At 56.2% G+C, this 12,387-nt stretch carries 13 protein-coding genes; all 13 read left to right on the plus strand.

The window, feature by feature from the left end:
• The 13 genes from OO25_RS09585 to OO25_RS09645 all read left to right on the plus strand — a co-directional run bounded on the left by OO25_RS09585 (position 1) and on the right by OO25_RS09645 (position 12,298).
• Positions 1-645 carry a virB8 family protein gene (locus OO25_RS09585; protein ID WP_052465642.1) on the plus strand — a complete coding sequence of 215 codons (645 nt, stop codon included), beginning with the start codon at positions 1-3 and terminating at the stop codon, positions 643-645.
• A gap of 3 nt (positions 646-648) precedes the next feature.
• Positions 649-1,365 carry a TrbG/VirB9 family P-type conjugative transfer protein gene (locus OO25_RS09590; protein WP_040179849.1) on the plus strand — a complete coding sequence of 239 codons (717 nt, stop codon included), beginning with the start codon at positions 649-651 and terminating at the stop codon, positions 1,363-1,365.
• A gap of 2 nt (positions 1,366-1,367) precedes the next feature.
• Entirely contained in the window at positions 1,368-2,825 is a 1,458-nt protein-coding gene (locus tag OO25_RS09595; RefSeq protein ID WP_052465643.1) for a TrbI/VirB10 family protein, read from the plus strand.
• 110 nt (positions 2,826-2,935) lie between these two features.
• Positions 2,936-3,925: a P-type DNA transfer ATPase VirB11 gene (gene virB11 / locus OO25_RS09600; RefSeq protein ID WP_082035318.1), complete on the plus strand. Its 990-nt coding sequence runs from the start codon at positions 2,936-2,938 to the stop codon at positions 3,923-3,925.
• Positions 3,926-4,169: 244 nt separating this feature from the next.
• Positions 4,170-4,643 carry a TIR domain-containing protein gene (locus OO25_RS09605; protein WP_040179850.1) on the plus strand — a complete coding sequence of 158 codons (474 nt, stop codon included), beginning with the start codon at positions 4,170-4,172 and terminating at the stop codon, positions 4,641-4,643.
• A 17-nt stretch (positions 4,644-4,660) separates the two neighbouring features.
• Positions 4,661-5,800, plus strand: coding sequence for a carbohydrate kinase family protein (locus OO25_RS22200; protein WP_052465644.1), 1,140 nt, complete (start codon positions 4,661-4,663; stop codon positions 5,798-5,800).
• Positions 5,801-5,864: 64 nt separating this feature from the next.
• Complete coding sequence (locus tag OO25_RS09615) at positions 5,865-7,277, plus strand: toll/interleukin-1 receptor domain-containing protein (RefSeq protein ID WP_040179851.1); 1,413 nt, start codon at positions 5,865-5,867, stop codon at positions 7,275-7,277.
• Complete coding sequence (locus OO25_RS09620; RefSeq protein WP_040179852.1) at positions 7,274-7,972, plus strand: DNA lyase; 699 nt, start codon at positions 7,274-7,276, stop codon at positions 7,970-7,972. The genes OO25_RS09615 and OO25_RS09620 overlap by 4 nt, the downstream gene beginning before the upstream one ends.
• A complete protein-coding gene (locus OO25_RS09625; RefSeq protein WP_040179853.1) occupies positions 7,969-8,559 on the plus strand; it encodes a 7-cyano-7-deazaguanine synthase in 591 nt (196 codons plus the stop codon). The genes OO25_RS09620 and OO25_RS09625 overlap by 4 nt, the downstream gene beginning before the upstream one ends.
• A gap of 1 nt (position 8,560) precedes the next feature.
• Entirely contained in the window at positions 8,561-9,028 is a 468-nt protein-coding gene (locus OO25_RS09630) for a TIR domain-containing protein (protein WP_040179854.1), read from the plus strand.
• Positions 9,025-9,579 carry a hypothetical protein gene (locus OO25_RS09635; RefSeq protein WP_139044767.1) on the plus strand — a complete coding sequence of 185 codons (555 nt, stop codon included), beginning with the start codon at positions 9,025-9,027 and terminating at the stop codon, positions 9,577-9,579. Before OO25_RS09630 ends, OO25_RS09635 begins: the two co-directional genes overlap by 4 nt.
• A 23-nt stretch (positions 9,580-9,602) precedes the next feature.
• Complete coding sequence (locus OO25_RS09640) at positions 9,603-11,036, plus strand: alpha/beta fold hydrolase (RefSeq protein WP_139044768.1); 1,434 nt, start codon at positions 9,603-9,605, stop codon at positions 11,034-11,036.
• Between the two features lie 2 nt (positions 11,037-11,038).
• Entirely contained in the window at positions 11,039-12,298 is a 1,260-nt protein-coding gene (locus OO25_RS09645; RefSeq protein ID WP_040179856.1) for a TRAFs-binding domain-containing protein, read from the plus strand.
• Positions 12,299-12,387 lie beyond the last annotated feature (89 nt).

Below are 12,387 nucleotides of genomic sequence, written 5' to 3' on the forward strand. Positions count from 1 at the left end.
ATGAGTGATTTCGATATCGATTTGGTGATGGGTCCGCGCCGGGCAGCGCGCGCCGCATGGATCGTTGCGGGCTGTTCCTGCGCCGTTACCGTGCTGTTGGCCTTGACCATCACGGTCATGTTGCCCCTGCGCGAAACCGAAGTGTTTACCGTCCTCGTTGATAGCACGTCGGGTGCAGCAGAGCGCATCTACCAGGTTCAGCCGACCGGCATCACTGATGAGGAAGCGATCAAGGAATCTCTGCTTGTCAGCTATATCAGCGACCGCGAGAGCTATTTCAGGAACGGCATTCAGGAACGGCTCGAAAGTGTCCAGCGGCGTTCCAGTGGGCCAGCCCGCGCCTCACTGATAGAACTCTGGACCACGGGTTCCGAGAATTATCCACCGCGCAGCTATGGCGCGAATGCGCAGGTCGATGTCCGTGTGCGGGCGATCACCTTCCTGCAGGACGAAGTGGCCCAGATCCGGTTCGACAAACGCCTCACCCGACCCAACCAGGCACCGGTCACGCAGACATTCATCGCCACCGTAGGGTTTGAGTTTGCCCCCCGCCGCGAACGCTCCCTGACACGCGTTTGGGAAAATCCCCTTGGCTTCTCGGTGACCGCTTACCGGGTCGATGCCGAAACACTGACACGAGAATAATTCATGAAAACTTTTCTACTTGCCATCGCTACGGTCGGCGGGTTGCTCGGAACGCCCGCCTTGGCCGAGCGCGCACCGGTCACCATCGGACAGGACGCCCGCGTTCGCCACGTGACCTTTAACCCCACGGATGTGATCCGGGTCGACACCCACCTTCGGGTGAACACGTCAATCGAACTCGGTCCCGGCGAACGGATCAATCAGGTCCTGATCGGTGACTCCGCGTCCTATGAAGTGGAGGTTCTGTCGAACCGCAATACGATCTCGATCAAGCCTGTCGAGGCACGGGCCGCGACAAACCTGACGATCTATACCAACCGCCGCGCTGTCGCCTTCTATCTGACAGAGGGACGCACGCGGACACAGTCGTTCCGGATCGTCGTGAACTTTCCCGACGAGCGGCCCGCCGGGCGCCAGCTTGCGGCTGGAGGCCGAGATACTGGCTATCAGTTCGCGGGCAGCGGTGCGATCCGCCCGGTGCGGGTCTGGAATGATGGGCGCTCGACCTTCTTTGAATTTCGGCCCGGCGTGCGGCCCTCGATCTTCGGCTTGAACGCCCAAGGCTACGAGATCACCCAGAACAGCCAGACGCAAGGTGCGGTCGTGCGGGACGCCTACACGATCCGCATGGGCGACGATCATATCTGCATTACCCGTGAGACTGGTGGGTTCACGACCGAGGCTGCTGCCGTGGCCGCCCTGCGTGGACGGGAGTTCTGATCATGAGCGACGAGAAAACAGGGGAAAAGGAATACAGCTTCGCGCCCAAGCGGCGCGCATCTCTCGGGCTCAGGCTTGGTTTGGGTGCATTGCTTCTGGCAGGGACCGCCATCATTGCCTACCCGCTTGTGCAAGGCAGCGGCATCACTTCTGCCGTTGAAACATCGAAAGCCGACGACTTTCAGGATCAGGTCGACGGTGACGGGTTCGGCCGCATGACAGCAGACGCTGAACCGACCGAACAAAGATCGGAGCCGAGGTTCGATCCCGGTCCAATCGAGGATGAACTCGCGGCACAGCGCCTGGCGCTCGAGGAGCAGAACGCCAAGCTTGCGAGCGACGTGGTCGCCCTACAAGCCCAGTTGGCAAGACTGGCCGAGGCCCCTGCCCCCGACAATTCCGCCGAGTTGGCCGAAGCGCTGCGCTCGGTCCAGGAACAGAACACGGCGCTCATCGCCCAGATGCAAAGCGAGATGGACACCCGACTGGCAGAAGCCGATCTTGAAGCGCAAAAGCGTATCGCGACGCAGGTTGCCGCACGCGCACGTGTTGCCGAAGGCCGGATGGAGCAGTTGATGGAGCAAATGCTCGGACTGCAGCGCCAGAACGACGCCCTGCAACAGCAGATCGATGACGGTATGAATGATGCTCTACGCGCGCAAACCGAGCGGGATCAACTCGCTGCCGAGGAAGCCGCGCGACGGGCTGAACTGGGCCGTCGGCGTGCCGAGGCGGCGGCGCTGCGCAATACACAAATCCGGTCCGAAGGGGTGATCTTTGATGCGGGCGGCCAGACGGGCAGTCCGGCATCCGACCCCGAGAGGGGACCTGCGGTCGGAGATGCAGCCGCGCGCGCCTTCGTGTTGGACGGTGCCCAGCCCGTTCAAGTCGCGACAGCGGAGGTTATCGCCAATCCTTCCAATACGGTTCTGCAGGGCACGCTCATTCAAGCGTCACTGGAAACCGCCATCGAATCCACATTGCCCGGACAGATTACGGCCATCGTGAACTACCCGGTCTGGAGTTTCGATCAGTCCCGCGTTCTCATTCCCGAAGGCTCCCGCCTCTTCGGGACCTACAATTCGAATGTCTCTTTGGGCCAGGCCCGCATTCTGGTTGGCTGGTCACGCATCGTCACACCCGAGGGGCAATCGGTTCAGCTCGCCGCATTTGGCGCGGACGATCAGGGCCGGTCGGGCGTGACGGGCTCCGTGAACTCCCGCTTTGGGCTGCGCTTTGGCACAGCTGCATTGCTCTCGATCATCGGCGCAGGACCGGCAATCGCCGCATCCGAGGCCAGCTCCGAGACCGGATCAGAAATTGCCGAGGATGTCGCGGGCAGTTTTTCGCAGGCCACCGATGCGGTGATCGGCGAATATGCCGCCCTGCCTCCGGTTATCTCGGTCCAGCCTGGTGCTGCGATCAGTGTGATCGTCGACCGTGATCTCGAGTTCTATTAAGTGCGTTTCAGGTTCGACAAAATAATCATGTGTCGAAACACGCGTTCGACCGAAGGGAGAGGCAGCGTGTCTCAAAGCAACACAAACCTGAAACGCACAGGCTGCCAGCCATGAACCAGGCGGCAGAAAAAACCAGTTTTCTTTCGACCTATTTAAAACCTCTGGCTGCACCGCTCTCCGATCCCTGCGTGGTCGAAATAGCCATTAATCCCGATGGAAAGGTCTGGGTAGAAACCCGGGGGGCTGAGCATATGGTCGGCCTCGAGGGCGTATTTTACTCCCCTGCCCAAGCTCGGGACCTTGCAACATCCATTGCCAGCGCAACTCACGGACAGATCAGCGAGAAAAAGCCGCTCGTCTCCGGCAAGATTGAGATGAATGGCAAGCCGATCCGGGCACAGGTCGTCTATCCACCGGTCGTGGATGGCGGGCCCTCGATCACCTTGCGCCGCTATAGTGAAGACCAACTCACCCTGGGCGACATCGGTCTGTTACACGGTGCACTGGTGGATTTGGACGCCGAACGACAGGCAAAAGCCGAACGGGTGATCGCACTGACCGAGGCGGGGGATATTCGAGCCGCCATGAAACTCTGCATCGACGAGCGGTTGAACATCATGATCAGCGGCGGGACGTCCACGGGCAAAACGACTTTTGCCCGGGCACTTCTCGCGCTGGTGACCGAGACGGAACGTATCGTGACCATCGAGGACGCATTCGAGCTCTTTCCTCCGCAGCCCAATCGCGCGATGCTCAAGGCGGACCGTATCCCCTCAAGTGAACGCACAGCGGCCAAATTGTTGGAGACCTCTTTGCGCATGCGTCCTGACCGGATCATTCTTGGCGAATTGCGCGGCGATGAGTGCAAGACCTTCCTCGACGCGATCAACACCGGCCATTCCGGCTCTTTCACCACAATTCACGCCGATACCGCGCAGAAGGCGCTCGACCGCCTTGCCCTCATGGTCATGTCGGTGGGCATCAATATGAGCTTCGAAGAGGTAAGGAGCTATGCCGCCTCCAGCATCGACGTCGTGGTACAGCTCGGGCGGAAGGGCGGGCGGCGGGGGGTCGTACAGGTGTGGTTACCGGATAGCTGACAAGCTAGGTTTGATCAGCTGATCTGCGTTTGATGGGTGCGAACGAAAGAAAATTGGTGTACCGTGACCAACCGGCGGCCAAAATGATGAAACAAGGATCTACCCAACGGTGCCGTTCGTTCCCTGGCAGAGCAATTTCGGTGACAAGACCGTCAAGCCGGACACCAGGGGCTCCGTGACTTCCTATTAGTTGGTGGTACAGTTATATCCGGAGACTAGTGACCAATTATTGGGAGGTGGCGAGATGGGGCTTCCACGTACTTTCGTCGGGTTCAGTAGCTCTGACATTCATTACTATCGCTTGATGCTCGCATGGAAGAAAAACGAAAGCATCGACTTCAACTTCGCCAACTGCCAGCTTGCACAAGAGGTCAATTCGGAGAACGAGGCATACATCAAGCGCAAGTGCCGCGAGCGGATCGATTTAGCAGGCACGTTCGCCGTCCTTATTGGACAGGACACCAGATCTAAGCATAAGTACGTACGCTGGGAAATGGAGGTCGCTTTGGAGAAGAGGTGCCGCATCATTGGCATCAATCTCAATGGATCGCGCGACATGGAAGAGGCTACATGCCCGCCTATTATCAAGGGTATTGGAGGTATATTTGTTCCATTCTCTCCAAAAATTGTGGCACATGCTCTCACCAACTGGAGGATGGAGACCAAGAACAATTGGCACTATAAAAAACAGGTGTATCAACGGCTCGGCTACAAGTGACAGGGTGGTGCGTTCAAATGCACATAGCTGGAGGACTTTATCGGGAAATTTGCCTTCACCCGGCGTGGAACACCTTGCTCGGCTCAGGTGGACGCGCGGCCCAGACGCTAGCCGCTCTTGGTGACCAAGTAACCCTTCACAGTTATTTCGAAAATGACCAGTCGAACGCCTTAGAGCCGTATCGGGACAGCGGGATCGCGTTGGAACTCAGGCTTCGAAAATCGCCGATAGCGTTTGCTTACTTCCACCCCCTCTCCACCCCCCACCTTGAGCCGCGCGACATAGTGCAAGAATCCGTGTTCTATGTAGATGCCGAGACGGTATTAAGGTTTGGCTTGGTCGAGGGTGATGCCGTGGTGCGCGCAAGGCGTGCGATCTTTGATCCCCAAGGCAGGTGCGGCCCTGTCCACTTTAGGGAGAATGGCTCAGATGCAGACGAGATCACGCTCGTCCTAAATGCCCAGGAGCTCATCAGCGGAACCGGCATCACCAACATCGATGATGCCGCGCACGGTCTGGTCAACGCAGGCCACGCCTCGGTCGTCATAGTTAAGCAAGGCGTGCGTGGAGCGATTGTCGTCGAAAGCGGCAAGCAGACATCGTTCGTGCCAGCGTTTCGCTCTTCAAGCGTCTTCAAAATCGGCACCGGTGACGTGTTCTCTGCGACCTTCGCGCATTATTGGGGACTTGCAGGCGAGGATGCAACGACAGCGGCGCAACAGGCGTCGCTCGCCGTAGCATATTATGTGCAGCATCGAGATTTTCCGACGGAGCGGCTCAATCCAATATCAGAACCAGTTGGTGGTACGCCGCAAGGCTCCGTTGCAGTCTTGGCAGCGTCCGATACATTGGGACATAAATACGTGCTTGAAGAGACGCTTCACCGCTTGAGGGAGCTGGGCATCGATGCCGCGCATGTCCGTACGCCTCCCATTGAAAAACGACATGTCGCGTTGTTCGTGCTTGCCGATGGCCTTTCCCGCGATTGCATCGCTGATGCTGGAGCACATTCTATTTCCGGTCAGTCAGTAATCATGCTCGATGAAGCGCATTCCGTAGATCTTGAAAGCCTACACCAGAAGGTCACTGTGAACAGAGATTTCACGAGTGCTCTTTACCAGGTGGCCTGGGCTGTCTCGAGACCAAAAACAATCTGAGGTTAAGCTTGCACCTATCCTTTGTCTGGCGTTTTACTGCCAGTGGATAGGTACGGAGATTAGTTTGGCGGATATTTATATTATTTACGGGCGCCAAGACGAAGGCCGCACCGAAGAATTGGTCAAGTTATTGTCTCAACGCTGGATAGTGTGGTGGGATAGGCTCGTTAAGCAACGCTTTGTAGATGATATTCACAAGGAGCTTCCGGCCACGAGATGCGCCCTTGTGCTTTGGTCGGAAACATCGCGAACAAAAGATACTGTGATTGACGAAGTTCGGCTCGCTCAGGAGCATGAAGTGCCGATCATTTGCGCGAGTCTCGATGGAAGTGGCCCAGCGTACGGGTTTGGTGGGTACGCTACGACTGATCTCTCCTCTTGGGAAGGGCAGGAGGATCACGCCGCCTTTTCGCGGCTATTTGATCGCTTGACGGCAATCCTGCCGCCTACCAAGCGCGCGAAGCGACCTGCTGATATTGCAAACGGACGTCTTCCACTACCCAGTGTGTTCCTTTCAGTCTCGTCGTTTGAAACACAGCTCGTTCCTCATGGTGCTGTCAAGGCGCTTGCGTTAGCGCGAGCGCCAACACTGCTTGTCTCTGCTTGGGACCTCGTCAAGCGGCGCAAACCAGATGCGCTCATCAATGCGCTCAATGAATATAAAGACACCGGAGGATTCATACTGTTGGATTCTGGGAATTATGAGGCGAGCAGGCTTACAGCAAAGCGCTGGACAAGGAGTGATTTCGAAGAGGTTCTTGGCGCCGTCCCGTTCGACTGGGCGTTCTGCTTCGACAAAACTAAAACTAGACTGCCCAGTAAACCTTCGCGCTTGGCCGATAACATCATCGAGAACGCCAGGCGCGATCAAGCGCTGACAGATGCTCCGGTAATGCCGGTCATCCACGTGCCACGCTTGAATTCCGGAGGTTACAAAGCTGAGATGATACCAAAGGTTACACGACTAGTGGCCGAAGCGCTCCATCCGCCGATGATCGGAATTCCAGAACGCGAACTTGGCGCTGGTGTCAGCCAGCGCGTCGCCACAATGCGGGAAGTACGCCGTGAACTCGACCAGTTATCCTTCTATCAACCTATTCACTTACTCGGTACCGGCAATCCATGGACAGTGGGAATATTGGCATCTGCTGGTGCTGACTGCTTTGATGGTCTCGAGTGGTGCCGCACTGTTGTTGACCACGAAACGGACAGATTGAATCATTTTCAACATTTTGACCTATTCACCGACCAGACGCGTTTCGCGGACTTGGCGATTGCAAGTCAAGCGCTTGACGACCCAGACGTCGATTTCGCTGGAAAAGTCGCCTTCCACAACATCGACTATTTCATGCGCTTCAATGTGAGGTTACGGGAAATGGCGAGAGAAGATCGATTAGAAAGCTTCGTGACTAGTCGGCTAGGCAAGGCAGCTACCGAGATGCTTCTCCGTCTTAACCCGGAGGTATTTAAGGCATGAGCTACGAAGGCCGGCAATTGCAGTCCGCAGTGGCGAGCATCTGTCCCGACATCGAAAACCGAGTCTCCCAATGTAGGAATACTGCAGACGAACGTGCGTTGTGGTGGGAATTGTCGGCCTGTGTGTTGAGTAGTCAGGTGCCTTATGCTTTGGCGACTGCCGCAGCCGACGCGATCGATAAATCAGGAGTACTGTATCGCAGTCATCACTGCGGCGATGTCGGAAACGCGATCCACGGCATACTGCGTACACCCTTGAAGGTAGGTGGCCGCGAGCGGCTCTACCGCTTCCCATTAGTCAGAGCTGTCCAACTTGAACGCATTCATTCCAGTGTATTGAGCAACACGGATAGTCTCTCGACCCTTCTTACAGGGTTCGCAACAGCGAACCAGGCGCGTAGATGGCTCGTGGACAACGCACACGGCATTGGCCCAAAGCAAGCAAGCATGTTCTTGCGCAATGTCGCGCTCACATATGACCTGGCGATAATCGATCGGCACGTCCTCGACTATATGTCGCTGACCGGTCTTCATTCGAAGGGAGGCAGCGCAGTAAACTCACTCAAGCACTATTTACCGCTTGAGGACGTCCTGCGCGTTCACGCGGAAGATCTGAAATGTCCGGTGGGCATACTCGACTGGGCAATCTGGATTGTGATGCGCATCGCCAAGCAACAAAAGAGGTACGCGCAATGAGCATCGTCACACTGGTATCAGGGGGCCTGGATTCCACGCTGGTTACCGTACTTGCCCGCGAGGAAGGGCTGGAACAATACCCATTGTTCGTCGACTATGGGCAGCGATCAAAGGACAAGGAGCTTGCCGCTTGTCGTGCCGTTCTCGCCCGACTGGGATTGCCAGAACCAAAGGTGGCCGAACTTGGTGGTTTTGGGGGCTTGATCCGCTCAGGTTTGACAGATCCGTCTCTGCGGGTGTTAGAGGATGCCTTCACCCCTGGGCGCAACCTGTTATTTCTTCTGTTGGCATCGTCTTACGCCATACAGCGTGGTGCTGATGCCGTTTCCATTGGTTTGCTGCACGAAGATGCCAGCCTCTTTCCCGACCAGACCAACGCCTTCCTAGTACAAGTAGAAGCATTGCTTTCAGTAAGCATGGGGAGAAAGATTCGCGTAATCGCTCCACTAGCAGAATTTCATAAAATTGACGTCGTTGCGCTAGCGCAGGAAAAAGGTATCGTCGGAACTTATTCCTGTCACTTAGGCAATGACGAGGCATGCGGCGCATGTATCGCTTGCAATGAATTTAACTTTGGGGAGGCATAACATGGGCGGTGGCGGCGGCGGCGGCTGGAACCAGTTGGGTAACATTAGCGCCCTGGAGCAAAAGGCGCGCGAGGCTCTTACCAGCGGGAAGCGGAATGTCTTCATAAGTTTTGCAACGGAAGACATTAACGAGGTCAATCTGTTGCGCGCCCAGGCAAAAAACGAGAACAGCGACATTGAGTTCAATGACCACTCGGTGCGTGCCCCCTATAACAGCGAACGCGCCGAGTACATTCGCCAGAAGATTACCGAACGGATCAACCGTTCCTCTGTGACGGTTGTCTATGTCTCAGACAAAACAGCAGAAAGCCGTTGGGTCGGTTGGGAAGTACAAAAGAGCCTCGAGTTGGGGAAAAAGGTGGTCGCCGTTCACGCAGGCGACCGCTTTACTGGACGCCAGCCGAGCTGGTTAACAAAAAACGGAATCAAGATGGTCCCTTGGTCCAAACTGGCACCAGAGATCAAATGACTATTGCGGCGATTGCATGTCTCGCCGGTCGCCGGATCGACCCTGTCGGTCGCGAAACGCCGAGTTTTCCACTACATCGTGCACCTGCGGTAGGAGAGGCAATTGCAGCCGCGCTGATGGAGCGAAAAATTGCTCGACTTGTGTGTGCAGCTGCGTGTGGTGCCGATATTTTAGCACTCGAGGCTTGCGAAGCGCTAGCCATACCCGCCACAATCATTCTGCCGTTTCCGGTGGCCGAGTTTCGCGAAGTGTCAGTCACCGACCGTCCTGGCGATTGGGGGCCACGCTTCGATAAAGTGATAGCTCGGGCTCGCGCACAATCGGATCTTATCGAGCTTGGCTATGAAAGAACAGACCAGGAAGGGTTCTTGGAGGCCAATCATGAGATCGTGTCACGCGTATCAGGGGCAAATGCCCGTGAGAAATTCGCCATTGTAGTGTGGAATGGGACTGCGCGCGCAGAAGACGACTTTACGGCTGATCTGGCTGAACACGCCGGGGCCGAAGGTCTCAAAGTCATCGAGATTCTTACCATGGACCACACCCGATGATAGGGTTGAGGCGCCTAGTAGGCTTGTTCTCAAGAAAGGGCAGTTCAGTACCCAATCCGAATACTCTGGAGCTGCGCAACAATGGCAGCCGAACCGCCCTTATCTTCTTACATGGCTTTTCTGGCACAGCCAACGGAACGTGGACGGACTTTTCCAGATTGTTCGTTGATGACCCTGACTTTTCTGATTGGGACGCGTTCAGCCTTGGATATCCGTCACGGCTGTCGCTCGACTTTCCGTTGTGGGAAGCAGATCCCGGCATCCGGCTATGCGCGCGCAGCCTTGCGACCAAACTGACCTCGCGCGCTTTAGCGGGATATGATTGCATTGCACTCGTTGCCCACAGCATGGGCGGCCTTGTCGCACAGCGCGCAGTGCTAGATTCGGCATGTTTTGACGGCCGCCTGTCACACCTTGTCATATTTGGGACGCCGAGCGCGGGCCTAGTAAAGGCTGGCCTCGCACGACTGCTCAAATTTCAGCTTCGCGACATGGATAGCGGGGGAGCGTTTATCTCCCAGCTACGTTCTGACTGGACGCGGGAATTCGGAGACAAGAGTCCGTTCGCGTTTACTTCGGTTGCTGGCGAGGTTGATGCCTTCGTTCCGCCGATGTCGTCGCTCGATCCGTTCCCAATTAGCCAGCAGGCAGCAATCCCGGGGAACCACCTCGAGATCGTCCGCCCTGCCACGCGTAACGACTTGGCTTACGATATTCTGAGGCGGTTGCTGCGCGGCGATGCTCCTCCGCATGCAGTAACCGATACGGCACGGCTCGCCGTCGAGCGCCGGGAGTTCCAGCGCGCAGTCGACCTACTCGAGCCCAGAGTTGCTGAACTCGACGGCAATGCCGTGGTCACCTTGTCGCTCGCCCTTGAAAGCCTCGGACGATCACAAGCAGCCCTCGATGTTATCGAGACTTGGGCGGACGGTCGGGATCAACTGGATCCGCGCGGGGTTCTCGCTGGTCGGTTGAAGCGGCGATGGCTGCTCGAGCGTCGCCAGACGGATTTTGAGCGGGCATTGTTGCTTTACACTGAGAGCCGAGCTGCCGCGATTGCGGCGGGGAATTTCGCCCAAGCCTATTATCAGGGAATTAACGTCGCATTCTTGCATCTAGCATTAAGCGCCGATCATGATCCAATCCCACAGGCAGCGCTCGAGGCAGCACGCCTGGCGCTTGAGCACGTGGAGTTGGCTTCACCCAGCCCTTGGGGGATAGCGACACGCGGCGAGGCCCTGCTAGTATTGGGGCAGTTTGAAGATGCGATAGCAGCCTATCGGGACGCAAGTGCTGCTGCCACTTCGGTACGTGCCCAAAATTCCATGCATATCCAAGCGGCAGCTGTGACTGTGCGCATCTACGGCATTGATGCGCGCGATCATATCGATGGCGCTTTTGGCATAGTGCCGCCTGAACGGCACACAGGGACAAACGACACAGTCCCAAAGAGGTGAAAATGTCTGACGAACGTAAAGTGTGTTTTGTTGTCATGGGGTTTGGAAAGAAGACCGACTATGAAAGCGGTCGTACGCTCGACCTAGATGCGACATATGAGGCAATCATACGCCCCGCAGTGGAAGACGCTGGTCTCCGTTGCATCAGGGCCGACGAAGTGACCCATTCGGGGGTCATTGACCTCGAAATGTATGAAATGCTGTTGAGATCAGACCTTGTAGTCGCAGACATCTCAACCGGAAATCCCAATGCCATCTACGAACTCGGCGTCCGGCACGCGCTTTGCCCGAATTCAACTATTGTTATGAAGGAGGATGCGGGTCGCCTTTATTTTGACCTCGACCACATCAGCACTTTCCATTACCGGCACCTTGGAGAGGATATTGGCGCGCGAGAAGCTGGCCGTGCCGCACGTGAGCTTCGGGTTCTCATAGAAGCTGCACTAGCCTCGGGTAAACCCGACAGCCCCGTTTATGCTTTTCTTCCGCGATTGCGGCGCCCAATGCTCACCGAGGAAGAATTTGACGAGTTGGTCGATGAGATGGAAGCTGAACAAAAACGACTAGCAGACCTAATTCGCCAAGCCGAGAAGTTAAACAAGGAAAGCAATCACGTAGGAGCTGCGGCGGCTTTCCAGGCTGCCAACTTACTCAAGCCCAACGATCCCTTCATAGTACAGCAACTGGCGCTAACAATTTACAAGGCGGCGCAACCAGATCAGGTCTCCGCACTAATCGAGGGAATCAAAATAATTTCTGCGCTAGATCCAGAACAGTCAAATGATCCAGAAACACGTGGAATCACGGGTGCTATGTATAAGCGGCTGTGGTTAGCGACCAACCAACCCGAACAGTTAGATATGGCGATCCGTCATTATCGTCGGGGGTTTGAAGTGCGAGGCGACTACTACAACGGTGAGAACTTAGCAACTTGCTACGATATGCGGGGAGAACTTCAGTCTGATCCAGAAGAAGCGCTATTCGACCGGATGAGCGCACGTAAAACGCGCGAAAATATCGTTGCCAACCTCGAGCGCGTCTTAAACGACCCTGCCTCGGTTGAGCGCAGTGACATGAAATGGATACACGCCACGCTGGCCAATTGCCTTTTCGCCCTTGGCGATAGCGATGCGGCTTCCAATCATGAAGAGCGTTTTCTTGCACTTGATCCCGCGCTCTGGGAGATCGCCACCTTTGAGGAGGGACGAACACATGCACTAGCTACTGGTGCCGCGCAAAAAGCGAGACGAAGAGACGATTAGCAGCGGGTAATCCCCCGTCTTGCCTCAACATGACTGCGTTTGCGCTTGATCTCATTGATTGCGATGATTACAATCCTGTCAGGAGGATA

Origin of the sequence: Phaeobacter sp. S60 (genome assembly GCF_000826845.1) — a bacterium.
GTDB classification, from domain to species: domain Bacteria; phylum Pseudomonadota; class Alphaproteobacteria; order Rhodobacterales; family Rhodobacteraceae; genus Phaeobacter; species Phaeobacter piscinae.